Genomic DNA, 15,790 nt, shown 5'->3' on the forward strand with positions numbered 1-15,790 from the left:
GTTATTAACTTTTCAGCGATTCCATATCAATGACAAATCGATAGTGTACATCGCTTTTAAGCATCCTTTCATAAGCCTGATTAATGTCTTGTATTTTAATAATCTCGATCTCCGAGGTAATATTGTGTTTCCCACAGAAATCTAACAATTCCTGAGTTTCCGCTATTCCACCAATCAAAGAACCGGCGACCTTTTTACGTCCCATTATCATTGGTACCGAATTTAACATGGGGTCTAACGGGCCTAAATAGCCTACCAATACCAGGGTGCCGTCTGTGCTTAAGGTTCCTATATAAGGATTGATATCATGTTCATAGGGGACGGTATCAATAATGACATCAAAATGATTCATAACAGCTGCCATCTGCTCCTCATCAGTTGATATCACAACCCGGTCTGCACCTAAATCCAGGGCATCCTGTACCTTATTAGGGGACCTTGAAAACAAGGTTACATCCGCGCCTAAGGCATCGGCCAGTTTTATAGCCATATGTCCAAGACCACCCAAACCAACTACGGCCACTTTACTATCTTTTCCAACATTCCAGTGGCGTAAAGGCGACCAGGTAGTAATTCCTGCGCAAAGCACAGGCGCAACCCCGGCTAGATCAAGGTTGTCGGGAATAGTTAAAACAAAATGCTCGGCAACAACAATGCTCTCGGAATAACCGCCAAAAGTTGGCATATCTAAATGCTTATCATGACCACCATAGGTACCTACCCATTCCGGGCAATATTGCTCCAAATCCTTTTTGCAATTGCCGCAGGTCCTGCAGGAATCTACCAGGCATCCGACAGCTACCACATCACCTGCTTTAAACTTTGTGACTCCTTCCCCTACATTTATAACCTTTCCCACAATTTCATGACCGGGAACCACAGGATAGACACTAAACCCCCAATCATTGCGTGCAAAATGCAGATCCGAGTGGCAAACACCACAATATAGAATTTCTATTTCAACATCTTCTGCAGTAGCTTCCCTTCGGTTAATTTGTAAGGGTTCAATTGCGGCGTCGGCAGCTTCTGTTCCGTATGCTTTTACAACTTTAGTATTCATTTTATTATCTTATTTTAGTGATTAGATGTCTGAATTTAATTTTATTATGACATCGATAAATATACGTAATCTGAGTTAGTTCTTCAGCTTAAGATAAGAGCCGTAACTATTTATTAATATTGAGAAAAATAGATACGATAGTTTGGGTATATTGATCCTCTTGTGAATTCTGACACGTAATTATATACCACTAAATTTCTCGGTGAATTCTAGGCGTTAAGACAAATTTTTTTACCTTTAGAAGAATCAGGCAATAGACATACGCAGAATTGAGAATATTAATTAATAAACATTTGAAATCATGAGACGATTAAAAGAACTTCGATACTTCACTTTGGTACTACTTTTATTTGGCTTTATTGCAGCCGGCACCATTAGTTCTTGCAGGGACCAGAAGAAAAAAGAAAGTACCGAAGAGTCGGCAACAGAAGCTGAGAGTGAGGAACACCCCACCGATGGAGAAGAACATCCAAAGAAAGAAGGTGAAGAACACCCCAGTAAAGAAGGTGAAGAACATCCTAGTAAAGAAGGTGAAGAACACCCCACTAAAGAAGGAGAAGAACATCCAAAGGATACCGTATCCTAGGATACTGCTGTTAGGAGGTTTCTTTCGCTGATTTCCTTTTAAAAGAGAAAAATGTTTTTGGAAATGCAGGCGTTTCGCCTATTTCCATGACCGGATATGCCAAAAAGTTGATAGGTCCCGTAACCGGACCGGGTTCTAATATGAGATCCCGTCCCCGGGTGAATTCAATGCGATTTGCGGGATGCCGTCCAAAGTAATATGTGGCCAGCGCACTGTATTTATTTGCTTCACTGATATCTACCGGCCACCATTTTCCCTCTGCATAAAATTCTGCCCAACAGTGGTACCCATCAATGCCACCATCATCACGATCTGATGGAATTGAGGCCCCCACCGCAAATCGTGAAGGAATTCCCGCAGATCTGGCAAGGGAAATAAAAAGCGAGTGAAACTCCGTGCAATTCCCGGTCAGGGCATCACAGGCGTAAACGGCATCCCCCGTACCATATTTGCCCGCCTTTATGTAACGCATGTTGTCTATGACATAATCATACAGGGCCCTTGCCTGCATGATGGTGCCTTCACTGTTTTTTGATCCGATAATGGAATCTGCCAAAACCTTAAACCGGTCACCTACAGGCATCAGTAAACTGGGATTAAGGTATTTCTCGAGAGATGAATCATCTTCATAAGGCTTTTTCTCCTGTCGTACAACATCATAAACGAATTCCAATTTCTTTCCGCTATGCTCCGGGGTTAGATTAAAAAACAATACGGAATTCCCATAGTTTGTTTCTTCCAGTAACTTATGTTCTACCGGAGCCTCAATAGTTACCAGTTCTACAGTTTGGAAACGATCGGTTTGTGGAAGAGGTATCCACATTTTTGCCGGTTCTTTTAGTTCCGGCAAGGTAACTTCATAATGGAATTCAAATGTATCCTCGCCTTCAATGACCCCGAGCAGATCTGAAGTTGCGTTCTGTACCGGCATCCTGTACCAGGTCTTGTCCTCACGTTGTTTCCAGGTATAAAAAGGTTTCCCGTTCAGCTTGTGTAAAGTAGTTTCTGTAACCGTCATGCTCCCCGGATCTCCATCCAGGAAAAAATCTACATCATAAACATCACCACTTACATCGGCCAGGTCTACACAGGCAAAATGACGCCTGGGACCTAAATTTGAAAGGTATTCGGTATGTACGCGCACTAATTTTAGCCGCAGCTCCTGGCCGTTAGAGGTCATGTTAAAATAGCCCCCTCCTTCTTCCACCTTTTGCGCGATATTTGCTTTAATCCCCGCTTCTATATCCGCCGTAACGACCTTGGGAATAGTACTTTCAGCCAGGGCTTTGGTCTCTTTTTTCTTTTTTGGAGCTGTATTACAACCTATCAGTAATGCGAGTAAAGCTGCGAAAAAAATCCTGGGTGCTTTCATTTTAAAAACCGATTAATCATTGTATGAATTTACAATAATTCAACCGTTATCCCAATAAAGTGTGTAATACGCCAAAAATCGCTTCTAATCCGGGTTTAGATCATCAACATGCTGCATATAGGTGGCTATGGTTTGCAATTCCTCGTCGGATATGTCCTTTAGAAAGCCGTCAATATTTGCCTGCATAATGGCAACTTGTTCGGGAGTGGTGTCTACAATAGGCTCAGCCCTGCCTTTTAGAAATTCAAAGATGTCGCCATTTTTGGCTCGGTAGATGTGCATGATTTCTTTAACGGAAGGTCCGACGGTTGACTTATGGACATCATGGCAGGTAACACAGGTTTTTTCAGAGAATAAGCGGTTGCCCAAAAAAATTTGAGAGTCCCAACTCAATTCCCCGCGTTGGGGCATCACATTGTTTTTAACAGGGGCTGCTTTCTTATCCAATTTACAGCTGAATAACAATAGAAATAAAACGAAGAATGATAGTAAACGCATACTATTTCTAATATCTAACTTGAGGAATCGATTTTATATGTGCAAAAACATCAATCCCATGGATGGTGGTTTCTACATTTCCGGGTTTCAACTTAATACCCTTAACAGCATTAGTAGTCCCATCCGGGGAAACGGCAACAACATTATAAAAATTTATACCTTCATCTATAGCCCTGATATGTACAATATTCCCTGATTTACTAACACCTTTCACCGGCAGCACTATTCCACCCTCGGTAATCGCCTTAATATCTATTATATTGCCATCCTCGTCAATGGCTTTAACCGGGTGATATTTTTCTTCACCTACCAACATTTTAACGGGCAACCTTTTTCCTTTTACGAATGCCTTAACATCAAGAAAACTTGTTTGTTCAGAATTTTGAATGGCTTTCACATCGTACATTTTACCCTTTTTATCAATTGCCTTTATTTTTAAATATTTCATTTCAGGCTTAAAGGCTTTTACATGCCATATTATTTCTTTGAATTCCTCATTTTCGGCTGTATTCTTTTGAGAAATACCAACATTAAAGCATATGGAAACGGACAGACAAATTAAAATGTATTGTTTCATAACCGAAGGACTTATAGCAGGAAGTATTAAAACTACAAATTCACAATTGTACGGGGTATGACAATTATCAGTTATTCAAAAAGAGGGCATTTTTTTCTCAACAATACTTCTAGAACGCAAGGTTTATTTGAGACAGAATAATACCGGCTATTATAGCTACAGGAAGTCCAAGCTTTTTTCAATTAGGATTGTGCCTGTTTTAAGTAATATTAAAAATCGATAACAATACCTATACTTGGAATGATCTGCCCACTTTCGTTTTCGATAACCACCAGGCTCTCCGGCTGAATGATGTTCCCCGATGTATCTCTGTTAAGTCCATATTCAGGTGGACTCGGGATATTTTGTCCCAGAAGGTTCTGGACCTCAATAAAGAGATCAAAGGCAAATTTCTTAAAGTTCCATTTCTTATCGATCCGCAAATCCAATTGACTAAAAATAGGTAGTTTCTCCTCCCCCAATCGGGAATAATCCAGGACAACAACCGGATAATTTTCTAATGTAGCATCCAAATCTGCCGGCACGAAAGGGGTTTCCCCCGCAAAACGATAACGGGCACTTAATTCCCAATTCCTCGCAAACTTATAACCGCCTGTAAAGGATATCAAATGCCTGCTATCCCACACGGAGGGTCTGTAAATTTCCCGGTCAAAGCCCGTAAATTCGCTGAAGAAATACGTATAGGCAAAGATCCCGTAGAAATTCTTTGATAATTTTTGTTGGAATTGAAGTTCCAACCCATAGCTCCTTCCCTTTCCGACGGTTTCAATGGGCTCACTTCCCAATACTTCAAAACCTCCCCCTTTATTTGCCAATGAAACACTATCACGCACGGAAACCGGATAATCATCGTAGGCTTTATAGAAGCCTTCCACAGAAATACTTGAGGAAGGGGAAAAATAATGCTGTACCCCTAATACAAAATGATCTGTTCTGGTATAATCTACATCGCGGTTAACCAATTCGTTCTCATTGTTTCTAAACCCAAGAATGGTATATGGAGGGATTTTGAAATATCGACCTACCGTGCCGTTTAAACGCCAGTCTGTTGCAAACTCATAAGAGGCCGAAAAACGCGGTGAAAAGGTACTCAAAAGACTTTCATTTTTGGTAAAGCCATCATCATCCATTCGGAACCCAAAAGAAAGGTCCAGCTTATTATCAAAAAATGAACGGGTCAAATTAGCAAAAAGTCCATATTTCATAAAGTCTATTTCCGTGTTAAACAAAGCACTATTGGTAAGGTCCAGGGTGTTGTTTTTATAATCGGCATATTGAACGTTAAAACCGGTGCTTAGTTTCCAACCTGTAAAAAATTGAGTGTATTCATACCGAAGTTTGGTTTCAGATTCGGTCGCATCATTATTAAAAATAACCCCTGTTTCGTTTATGGGGTCATCGTATCTGGTAAAGTCATTTGCCAGCCTGTTATTACTTAGAGTGGTAAGCATATAACCATTGCCGTTTTTAAATCGTTTACGCCAACTAAGGCCAATGGTGTTTGAACGTTGTTTGATAAATGGTGCCTGTTCCAGTTGGGCTTCGGACTCCGGATCAAACTCATCGGGTGGAGCAGCAGAAAAATCATCAATAGACCCTAAACCTAACAAGCTAAGGTTATTAAAATCATCTATTTGATGGTCTACTTTAAATTGATAATCCCAATAATCCGGCCGGAATGGTAAGCCAATGGTTTCAAATAAAAACTTTAAATAGCTTCGTCGCACGGATGCCAGGAAGGTAGTTCGGGAAGTTTCTTCCCCTTTTTTAAAAAGGGGTCCTTCCAAAGTTAGGGCCGCCTCACTGGCACTTACCCTGAAGTTGCCCGCAAAATTCCGGTTGTTCCCATTGCGTTGTTCAAATTGCAATACCCCTGATAAGGGATTATCATAACGGGCATTAAAGGCAGATGTAGATAAGGTAACATTATCTATAAATGACACATTGATTAGGCCTACCGGGCCGCCTGCGCTACCCTGAGTACTAAAATGGTTGATATTTGGAATTTCCATTCCGTCTAAATAATATACGGATTCATTTGGCGCTCCACCCCTTATGATAAGGTCGTTCCGAAATCCGCCAATAGAGGGCGATACCCCGGGCAAGGTCTGTGCTACCTGTACCACATCATTATTACTTCCGGGATAAGTGGCAATTTCAACTGCAGAGAGCGTTTGTGTGGACAAAGGGGTTTCCTTTGGCCTGCTGATTATGTTGGCGTTTGAAACTACGACTTCCTTTAGCTGTTCCGTTTCTACTTCTAAAACAAAATTATAGGCCGGGGTTCCCTTTGAGCGAACAATGATATTGTATTTTGTCTGGGATTTATATCCCAGATAAGTAACAATAAGATTGTAGGACCCCGGTGGTACCTCTTTGATTTCATAGGTGCCATCTAAATCGGTCTGTGCACCCAGCTGGGTGCCCTCAAGGAAAACAGAAGCCCCGAACAGGGGTGCCTCGAGTTCATCTAACACTTCACCATAAACGCTTGACGTAACTTGTGAATAAATACTCCCCGAAACAAGTGAGATAACGATAATGAAGATTAGCTTTCCCAGTGTTTGCATAATAATGTTTAGGATTTAATCAATAAAGAATGAACAAAATAACTACTAAATAATAGTACTACCTTATAAAAATCTGTTAAAACCTTGTGGTCAGAATTAGATTGATGGGGTAACCATTTCATAGGTAGCATTTTTAGGTAGAGATCACGGTAACAGCCATACAGAAGTATTTGACTCAAAAATATTGGCTATCTTGCCCATCTTTTGTGAACCTTCACTGGCAACCAACGCTAATCCATGGCAGAAAAGAAGAAGTTTGGCACATTTGCAGGAGTCTTTACCCCTTCCATACTCACGATTTTAGGGGTTATCATGTATATGCGTTTGGGCTGGGTAGTAGGTAACGCGGGACTGTTAGGTACCATTGCGATCATTTTTATAGCCCATATTATTGCTGTTACAACCGGTTTAAGTGTGTCTTCGGTAGCCACCGACAAAAAGATTGGAGCAGGTGGTATTTATTATGTCTTATCACGGAGTATGGGTATTCCTATTGGCGGATCCATTGGGATAGCCCTGGCTGTAGGTACTGCATTTTCCATTGCCCTCTATTTGGTTGGTTTTTCGGAAAGCTTTAATGCGTATTTCGGGTTTGGGATGTCGGTTAACGATATCAGAATAACCGGAACCATTGCTTTATTATCATTAACGATAATAGCTTTAATAAGTACATCTTTGGCTTTAAAGGCCCAATATATAATACTGGCGGCCATTTTCGTTTCCCTGGTTGCTATCTTTTTAGGATCTTCGGAGTTTGCACCGGAAACGTTACCCCTATTGGCAACAGAAGGCTCCGTACCCCTTGAGGTGGTCTTTGCCATCTTTTTTCCGGCGGTTACCGGTTTTACAGCTGGGATTGCTATGAGTGGGGATCTAAAAGACCCCAAGAAATCAATTCCCGTGGGTACCTTAGCAGCAATTGGCGTTGGACTGGTAGTCTATCTTATCCTTGCGACCTTTATAGCTTTTAATATTAATTCGGAGGTATTAAAAACCGACTATAACATATTAATGAAAATTGCCCTGTTCGCGCCGGCTGTTGTCGCGGGAATATGGGGAGCTACCCTTTCCTCTGCCTTAGGCGGTATTCTCGGGGGACCCAGAATTTTACAGGCCATGTCCATGGATAAGGTAACCCCTAAAATATTTAGTAAAGGCAAGGGAAGCAATAATGAACCGGTGAATGCCCTTTTAATGGTTTTTATTATTGCAGAAGCCGGTATTCTCATAGGGGAATTAGATATTATTGCGCGGGTAGTGTCCATGTTTTATCTAACTGCCTATGGCTTTATCAATATTACCTATTTCCTCGAAAGTTGGGCGAATCCCGATTTTCAACCGAGTTTTAGAATAAAGCGCTGGATTGGCCTGCTTGGGTTTATTGCCTGCTTTGTGGTGATGTTTAAGTTAGATATGATTGCCATGTTTGCGGCCTTGGCGGTCATTGGCGGCTTGTATTTTGGCCTTCAAAGGAAGGAAGTAAAGCTGCAATCCAATGACGTATGGCGAAGTGTTTGGGAGAATGTAGTAAACAAAGGATTGAAAAAAATAGATGCCGAAGGGGATGAAAATGCCAATTGGAATCCAAATATTATCCTTTTTAGCGGTAAAAGTGATCATCAGCATTATTTATTAGAACTCTGTAAAACGGTCTCTGGTCGTACAGGGATTGTTACTAATTTTAAACTTATCCTCGATACCAAGGATGATATCCCTTTAAAGAAAACCGAGCAAATTGTGCGTGATGAATCCCTTCAGGAACTGGGTATTTTTGGAAGGCAGGTAAAAGTGGATAATATCTATACCGGGATCACCAATATTGCCACTGTTTTTGGGTTTTCAGGTGTAGAGCCCAATACCATTATGATGGGGTGGCCGAAGGGTTTGGAAAATTCATGGGAGTATGCCAAAATGACCAAAACCCTGCTGTATTTAGATTACAATTTATTGTATTTGGATTTTGATCGGAAAACCAAATTTGGCAATTACAGTTCGGTAGATCTCTGGTGGCGGGAAACAGACAGCAAGAATGCAGAGATGATGTTGAATATAGCCCGATTTATAATTGCCTCACCTAAATGGAACAATACTATTATCAGGGTTTTGTTCGTGAATAACAATAATGTGGACAGTACCCAAATACATTCCAATATTTCGAAACTTGTTGAGGATTTAAGAGTTAATGTTGATATAAGAATTATTAATAATGCTGTTGAGCAAAAACCATTTTATGATATTATTGAAGAGGAATCTGCGTCTACTGATCTGACCCTGGTGGGTATACCGAATTTTAAAATAGAAAAACAGGCTCAATTTGTATTAAAAACCAATGAATTGTTTGAAGCCATAGGCTCTACCCTATTGGTAAAGGCAGCAAATAATTTTAATGAGCTCGACTTGAATGTGATGGAACATGAATCTGATGCTAAGCAAACTGAGGTTTAACTTTTACCGGATATTTGGATACAAAAAAACCCATCAAATTATTGATGGGCTTTTGTTTTAAAGTAGAATCGTATATGTTAAATAACTTTTACGTTTACTGCATTTAATCCTTTTTTTCCTTCTGTCAGATCAAATTCAACTTCATCGCCTTCACGAATTTCATCAATTAATCCAGAAAAATGTACAAAATGTTCATTGTTTGAACCTTCTTCAGTAATAAATCCATATCCTTTGGAATCATTGAAGAATTTAACTGTTCCTTTACTCATTGTAATTTAATTTAATTGTATTTATATTACTTTTTACACTGCAAAGATGGCACCAATAATTTAAATTTCAGCAGATTACTTAAATAATTTATAGGTATAATTAAAATATCACCCCTTCACATCCCGCCCTGAGGCCCGTGTAGCGTGCTCTAAACAATCTGGAAGTCACCAGAATTATTTCAATTAAAGTCATATTTCATAAGATCATTACCCAAATTTGTAATGTAAAGTGTTTGACCATCATTGGAAAAGAACATCCCTGTAAGTAATCCCGGAAGGGGATGAAACAGATCCGGCGCCAGTAATTCAAGTCGCTCCATGCCTAGATGACTCCTTCGATTCCATTCGTTTGTAATCTTTAAATTATCCTTTGTGGAACCATCAAATAACACTTGCTGAGAATGATTCTTAAAATCTATAACAATTACCTGATTGTTTAGCGGTGAAGCTACGATTAACCGACCTTCACTATCTATTAATAAATTATCCGGAGTCCCTACATTTGCAGCCACGCCGGTATAATTGGCCGAACCGCTTTGTGTATCTACTTCAAATTTATGTATTCTGTCCATCATAGTTTCGGCGACATAAAGATGTTTTTCGTCCTTGTCCATCGTAATCCCATTCGCAAAATAAAGACTGTCCATAATTTTAACAGGCGGAGTTTCTAAATCGGCCATTCTGAAAACGGCACCATGGGGTACGGGAATATTTACATCACGAAACATTTCATTCAAATTAGTACTCTCGGTAGACTGAGAAAACCATAATGCCCCTGTTCTATCCCTGTAAATCGTATTAACCCCATAAGGATGATCATAGATCATTTCTACTTTTTCTGAGTCTATGGCTACCCTGTAAATTTTTCCGTCTGCAACATCAGACATTAAAATATGCTTCCCATCGTGCTCCAGGACCATGCCATTAGGCGATGCAATCTGCTCCGGTGGAAGATGCTCAAATCCCGCAGCTGCGAAATCTCCAAACGGACGGTTGGAACCATCTTTTTCAATGAGCCTCAGGCCATTGGCCTGATCTACGACAACAATTCGTCCATCTTCCAGTTCAACCCCGTCTTCAGCCCTGAGTAAGCTGCCATCACCGGGAAATAAATTCTCCTTATTATAGGTGAAATATGGGAGTGGGTTTTTGGATTCTACTACAGGGCTGGTCTCCTCAGTTTTCTTTTCGGTAGTACAACTGATACATGTAAAAATGAAAATGGCAAATGTGTAAAGTGTAAGTCTCATAATTGGTTAGTTGGTTATTGATAAAGATAATAGAATTTAGATTGACTTTTGCTCAACTGTGAACTAAGTAAGTGCTATTTCCCATAAGTAAAGACACATAATTTAAAAAAAGTATCCGGGACGTATTATTGAAGCTCCTGGATTTCATTTTATAGATTTCCGAAGATATAATCAGGCAATATCGGCAATTACATGGCGTTTTATCATAAAACCAACCGCAAATTGGCACAAGATTATCCTGGGATAATACCATTGTAATAATCTTTATTAATTGCTTCAATAATGAAAAGTCAAAATCTTAAAATCGTTTTTTATATACTGGTAGTTGTTTTATTAACTCCAGGTCTAAACGCACAGAAAAAAGCTAAGCTAACCCCGGAAACGAAAGAGGAACTAAAAACCGCAAAAGTATTGATGGTTCGATACCAAGCGCCTCCATTATATTTTATGACCCCAAAAGATGTGGTAGGTGAAGGACTGATAGCTGACCTTACCCAATCCGATATTGCCGGGAATAACGAATTACATAGGTTTTACCCTGAGGATAGGGTACAGGAAAAATTGTCTGAATTATTTAAGTCCAATGGACTTATGACTAATGTTGAAGTTAAAGAAGATGCATCAGAGTTTATGATGCCTGCCGAACTAAAAGAAGTTTCAAAGTATGCCGATGTTGATGCGGACTATATTGTGGAAGTAATTATTCCATTGATGGGATGGAAAGCCACCTATGGGACTACTAAATGGAGAACTTACCATTTAAACCTGGCGGTTGAAATGCGAATTATCAGGAAAAGTGATCTGGCCAGGGTTTGGAAAACCAATGTTGGCTATGGCAGCCTGGTGGATAAGGAGATGAAATTCCATATCACAGAGCTTGAGGATAATGGGAAAGAACTGATTTCTACTAAACTGGATAAAATGGCCCTAATGAGCAGTGAAAAAGTAATTGAAAAGTATGTCAAGGCCAAAAAGTAAGATAGCACTTCCTATAAATACCTTCCCTAATTAGTCGTTGATTCCTTTGTGGTATGCTTTAAAGTATAATTTCCTATCTTTTAGCTGCAACATAAGCTCGGCCCTATGAAACAAGCAGTGCTTCAACTGGTTAATTACTTTTTTTACCTGTTTCATACAGTACTGATACTCTTTAATCTGTTTGGCTGGATGTTTCCCAAAACACGAAAGCTTAACCTGGTTTCTTTGTTAGTAACCTTTGCATCCTGGGGTATCCTGGGGCTCTGGAAAGGCTGGGGGTATTGTTTCCTGACCGACTGGCATTATGCCATCTTAAGGCAACTTGGAGAAAATGATTTGCCCTCAAGTTATATTGCTTTCCTGGTGGAAAAATTAACAGGTTGGATGCCAGGAACCGAGTTGGTAAATTCGCTTACTCTTGGCCTGGCGGTTGTTGCTTTGATTTGTTCACTCTGGGTGAATCTGCGTTCACGCACCTAAGTCCCTGTATTTCCATGAACTCATAGAATTTGTTCAAGGCATCCTGGTTTAAGAATATAGAAAAAAACAAACAATTATTGTTTGGATTCCCCTTCCATCTCATGTAACATCCTCCTCGCATTATCTGCTGTAAGCCCATCAGGATCTATTCGAATGGCCTTGTTATAATATTCTTTAGCCTTTACAAGGTCTCCGGCCTTCCAATACCCCTCAGCCAGGCTGTCCCAGGTATTGGCAGATCCCGGAAAAAGTTTGGTATTCATTTCAAAGACATACAGCGCTCCCTCAAATTGTCCGGAGCCCAGCAGTTGATAGCCTGCCTTATTAAATTCCGCTTCAAAATTGAAAAATTTATATGCAGGATCTTGTACCAGTCGCTGTGCTTCTGTGGCTAAAAACTCAAATTTTTCATCCATAAACAACTGGGTTAAATAGCCCATAGGATCTATAATGAAGTTATCAGAGGTAAAGTTCAGGGCTGTTTCCAGAACAGGGTCCTTGTTGGTGCTATAATCATCATAGGAAGATTCTACCGCTAAATGGGGTACCGTATAATCTCCATTCTCCCATTGGGGCTTATCCTGCCACCAGGCAAAGGAGAGGTAAACTGCTAGCTTGGAATTAGGGAGTTCTACCCGGCGATTGTCACCGTAGAAATTAATATTTTCACCGGTGGGTTCCCCCACAAAGATGGCGTTGGTATAATTATCCAGTTCATTCACTAAATTCTGGCAAGCAGAGAAGGTACGCCTGCCTATGATAACGAAAAATTTTCCTGTCTGATTAATCTTTTGAGACTTTATAATACCCGTAACTATGGGTTTGTTTTTGTAGTTATTGCCACCCCCATTTAAACGTACATCCAGGATTAAGCGCTCTACTTCATTATTTTCCACAAATTCAAACAGGCGCTCGTAAAATGCAGGGATATTTTCATCGGGATCATCCTGTATCTGGCTATGGCGAACATATACAGCCTTTTGTTCCGGCAGGTATTCATAATAGTAGATCTTATCCAGGTTTTTAAGATAGGGTGGATTTTGAGATTGGTCCCTTACCCCTACCCAGTCACTTTCCGGTTTTAGCTCACCATATTGAAGGGGAGTATCATGATTACTGGTGGCATTGATTACCGAATCAAAAGATTTGCCATCCTTTTCAAGGCTAAGGCTAATATCTTGTTTTAAGGTTTTGGTGATTCCCTGGGCATGCAGCACTTCGGGCACAATCAAATAAAGACCTGCATAGGCTTTAAAGAACTGGTTATTTTCTGCGGGAACAACCGGATAAATTGCTTTCAGTACTTCATCTGTCGGTATACCTTCTATAGCGGTTATTTTGGCGCCAACGACCGACTCATAATCTTTATGGGCAGCTGTAATATATAACCCGTCCGGGAATTGGTAAAGGTTTATCGGTAAGCTATGATAGGCTACAGGACCTTCCGAAAAACTTACCCTGGTATGCCCGTATTTAAACATCCCTATGATCCTGGCAAAACCTACAAGGACCTCATGCTCCTGCATTTTGGGGATTTCTGTATAGAATTTTTCTACAGTCTCATCAAATTCTGAAGCTTTCACCTTTTTAAAAAGGAAAGGATAGTCCTTGTGAACCGTCTCCTGAAGGAAACGCAGGTCTTCCTGCCATTGCGAACTTGTAAATTTTTGTTGTGCGGGTAGTTGCCAAAACAGCAGTAAGGCAGCTAAAAAAAGTAATTTTTTCATAATAGTATTCGTTAGAAGTTAGCCTCAAAGAGCAAGGTTTGCTCTTTATAGGACATCATTTATTTAAAAATGTTACAGAAAGATTTTGAATCGGCCCTCTTATTTAGGATTTTACTCCAAATTTGGAATAGAGCACAACCACCAAAATATACTCCAGTCCAATAATCCAAAACCAGGGGTCTCCAAAAAAGGAAAGATAATTTCCGCCCTCCGGGATAATAAATACTGGTACGGTTATTAAAGCATCTAAACAAATGGTAATCAAAAACATAAATAGTCCTAATTTAAACCCATTGGTTTGTACTCCGTTCTTATAATAAAACCTGGCACCTAGTAGTACACTTGGTATTAAAACTAAGATAAGGACCAAATTTGCCTGGAGTTCCGGGTTGTCCAAAACCCTTACAAAATGTGACAAAATATAGGCGGTAACGCCCAAGATCCATACGATTGCTGTTGCTATTAGTGCTCTCTTAATTTCCATTATTCTTTTGTTATTCGATTTGCATAAGTTGTTATATTTTAAACCGGGCAATTCTATTGGAGCCCTAACCCTGCCGGGTTCCATACCCCTGTTTTTTCAGTTGCATTTACATAGGCCGTGAAGTCTACGGGTTTTCTTCCCAGTACCTTTTCAATATCGTGGGTAATCACGGCATTGCTTTCTACCAAAACATTTTCAAACAAATAGTTAATCAACCAGAGATAATTTTCAGGTAAATTAAATTCCTTCATCATGGCATTGTATTCCTCCATACTGATTTCTGCGAATTGTATTTCCCTGCCTGTGGCGGTAGAAATTTCCCTGACCACATCAGAAAATGTAAGCGTACGTGGCCCTGTTAATTCATAGGTCTCAGCATTATGTGCTGAACTAAGTAGTGCTTCAACGACTACGTCTGCAATATCATTAGCGTCTACATAGGGAACCTGTGCTTCGTTTTTGGGCAAAGCCACATGTCCGGCGAGTATAGGATCCAGAAAAAAGCTTTCACTAAAATTCTGATTAAACCAACTGGCCCTGACAATGGTCCATTCCAAACCGGAATTTTTGACTATTTCTTCACATTTTTCTGCTTCTATCTCACCCTTCCCGGATAGTAAAACAACTTTTTTAATCCCTGATTTTAAGGCTTGCCGTGTTAATCCTTCAATTGCTTCAGCGGCTCCAGGCACCGCCAGATCTGGCTGAAAGGTAATATAGATGCTATCCATATCCTGAAGCGCAGCTTCCCAGGTATTTGAATTTTCCCAATCAAAAGAGGGTTCTTCACTTCTGGACCCGATGCGAACAATTTGTCCTTTTTCTACTAAACGACTCGCTACACGACTACCGGTTTTTCCTTTGCCGCCTAATACTAAAATGTTTTGTTTCTTACTCATGATGTTGATTTTTAAATTGAATTAATTATGGTTTTATGCATTTGTTCTGCTAAGACAGATAATAAGCAGTAATAAGAATGATAGTACTGTACTCACGGTTCTGATAAGATGAAACCTGTTCCACTTTACTTCGAACTTGTCCCGTAAAAGTTTTAATTCTTCGGCACTGGCCTGCATCAAATCTGTTTTATCCAATAGCTCATTCAAGGGTACATTTCCGAATATAGTGACTGCTACTAACCCGATAATATATAGCGCGGCTGATGCCATAACCAGCGATAATATAGTACCGGAAGATGTTTTGAATAAGAAGATGTTGGCTATATGCAAAAAGAACGGGCCAAAGAATACGATTAGAAATATTGGGTTAATAATGGCCCTGTTCATCTCCTGAAACGACCTTAGATAACCCGGGTCAACCAATTGACCAATACCGGGCGTAACCGCATTGTTCCAGGTAAAACAAAGTCCTGCCGTAAGTCCGGTTAAAAGGGTTGCCAGTACTAATACTATGGTTTGCGTATCAAAATTTAAAGAAGTCATGATTACATTGTTTTAAGATTACAATGCAAATTTGCGACTAAGCCTTATGACT

Annotated in this window: 15 protein-coding genes; 4 read left to right on the forward strand and 11 right to left on the reverse strand. The window is 40.0% G+C overall.

Translation table 11 applies throughout. The annotated features are described in order from the left end of the window. Positions 1-4: 4 nt before the first annotated feature. The gene (locus Q0X77_RS07860) at positions 5-1,060 is read right to left on the reverse strand and encodes an NAD(P)-dependent alcohol dehydrogenase (protein WP_297795560.1); all 1,056 of its coding nucleotides are present in this window, start codon (positions 1,058-1,060) and stop codon (positions 5-7) included. A 301-nt stretch (positions 1,061-1,361) separates the two neighbouring features. Between Q0X77_RS07860 and Q0X77_RS07865 the strand changes: the two genes are divergently transcribed. Next, the gene (locus Q0X77_RS07865) at positions 1,362-1,646 is read left to right on the forward strand and encodes a hypothetical protein (RefSeq protein WP_297795563.1); all 285 of its coding nucleotides are present in this window, start codon (positions 1,362-1,364) and stop codon (positions 1,644-1,646) included. Between the two features lie 10 nt (positions 1,647-1,656). Here the strand turns inward: Q0X77_RS07865 and Q0X77_RS07870 are convergent, their stop codons facing one another. The 4 genes from Q0X77_RS07870 to Q0X77_RS07885 all read right to left on the reverse strand — a co-directional run bounded on the left by Q0X77_RS07870 (position 1,657) and on the right by Q0X77_RS07885 (position 6,663). Then, positions 1,657-3,018: a transglutaminase family protein gene (locus Q0X77_RS07870; RefSeq protein ID WP_297795566.1), complete on the reverse strand. Its 1,362-nt coding sequence runs from the start codon at positions 3,016-3,018 to the stop codon at positions 1,657-1,659. A gap of 84 nt (positions 3,019-3,102) precedes the next feature. Beyond that, positions 3,103-3,465, reverse strand: a complete 363-nt coding sequence (locus tag Q0X77_RS07875) for a c-type cytochrome (RefSeq protein WP_297795569.1) — start codon at positions 3,463-3,465, stop codon at positions 3,103-3,105. Positions 3,466-3,523: 58 nt separating this feature from the next. Continuing rightward, positions 3,524-4,093 carry a hypothetical protein gene (locus Q0X77_RS07880; RefSeq protein ID WP_297795572.1) on the reverse strand — a complete coding sequence of 190 codons (570 nt, stop codon included), beginning with the start codon at positions 4,091-4,093 and terminating at the stop codon, positions 3,524-3,526. Between the two features lie 209 nt (positions 4,094-4,302). Continuing rightward, entirely contained in the window at positions 4,303-6,663 is a 2,361-nt protein-coding gene (locus tag Q0X77_RS07885; RefSeq protein ID WP_297795576.1) for a TonB-dependent receptor, read from the reverse strand. A gap of 237 nt (positions 6,664-6,900) precedes the next feature. Here Q0X77_RS07885 and Q0X77_RS07890 point away from each other — a divergent pair, with 237 nt between their 5' ends. Then, entirely contained in the window at positions 6,901-9,108 is a 2,208-nt protein-coding gene (locus tag Q0X77_RS07890; protein ID WP_297795580.1) for an amino acid permease, read from the forward strand. A gap of 77 nt (positions 9,109-9,185) precedes the next feature. Here the strand turns inward: Q0X77_RS07890 and Q0X77_RS07895 are convergent, their stop codons facing one another. Next, positions 9,186-9,377 carry a cold shock domain-containing protein gene (locus Q0X77_RS07895; protein WP_297795583.1) on the reverse strand — a complete coding sequence of 64 codons (192 nt, stop codon included), beginning with the start codon at positions 9,375-9,377 and terminating at the stop codon, positions 9,186-9,188. Positions 9,378-9,556: 179 nt separating this feature from the next. Next, complete coding sequence (locus Q0X77_RS07900; RefSeq protein WP_297795586.1) at positions 9,557-10,627, reverse strand: SMP-30/gluconolactonase/LRE family protein; 1,071 nt, start codon at positions 10,625-10,627, stop codon at positions 9,557-9,559. Between the two features lie 282 nt (positions 10,628-10,909). Between Q0X77_RS07900 and Q0X77_RS07905 the strand changes: the two genes are divergently transcribed. Together Q0X77_RS07905 and Q0X77_RS07910 are read left to right on the forward strand one after the other, a co-directional pair. Next, positions 10,910-11,605, forward strand: a complete 696-nt coding sequence (locus Q0X77_RS07905; RefSeq protein WP_297795589.1) for a hypothetical protein — start codon at positions 10,910-10,912, stop codon at positions 11,603-11,605. Between the two features lie 105 nt (positions 11,606-11,710). Beyond that, entirely contained in the window at positions 11,711-12,085 is a 375-nt protein-coding gene (locus Q0X77_RS07910; RefSeq protein ID WP_297795592.1) for a DUF2784 domain-containing protein, read from the forward strand. A 74-nt stretch (positions 12,086-12,159) separates the two neighbouring features. On the opposite strand, the gene Q0X77_RS07915 is transcribed toward Q0X77_RS07910, so the two are convergent. The 4 genes from Q0X77_RS07915 to Q0X77_RS07930 all read right to left on the reverse strand — a co-directional run bounded on the left by Q0X77_RS07915 (position 12,160) and on the right by Q0X77_RS07930 (position 15,738). Beyond that, the gene (locus tag Q0X77_RS07915; protein ID WP_297795595.1) at positions 12,160-13,812 is read right to left on the reverse strand and encodes a tetratricopeptide repeat protein; all 1,653 of its coding nucleotides are present in this window, start codon (positions 13,810-13,812) and stop codon (positions 12,160-12,162) included. Between the two features lie 103 nt (positions 13,813-13,915). Beyond that, positions 13,916-14,296 (reverse strand): DUF5367 family protein, encoded by a 381-nt coding sequence (locus Q0X77_RS07920; protein WP_297795598.1) that lies wholly within the window; start codon positions 14,294-14,296, stop codon positions 13,916-13,918. Positions 14,297-14,349: 53 nt separating this feature from the next. Continuing rightward, a complete protein-coding gene (locus Q0X77_RS07925) occupies positions 14,350-15,195 on the reverse strand; it encodes an NmrA family NAD(P)-binding protein (protein WP_297795601.1) in 846 nt (281 codons plus the stop codon). A gap of 33 nt (positions 15,196-15,228) precedes the next feature. Continuing rightward, positions 15,229-15,738: a DUF1772 domain-containing protein gene (locus tag Q0X77_RS07930; protein WP_297795605.1), complete on the reverse strand. Its 510-nt coding sequence runs from the start codon at positions 15,736-15,738 to the stop codon at positions 15,229-15,231. Between the last annotated feature and the right edge of the window lie 52 nt (positions 15,739-15,790).

The sequence above is a fragment of the uncultured Eudoraea sp. genome (assembly GCF_947258925.1).
Taxonomy (GTDB): Bacteria; Bacteroidota; Bacteroidia; order Flavobacteriales; family Flavobacteriaceae; genus Eudoraea.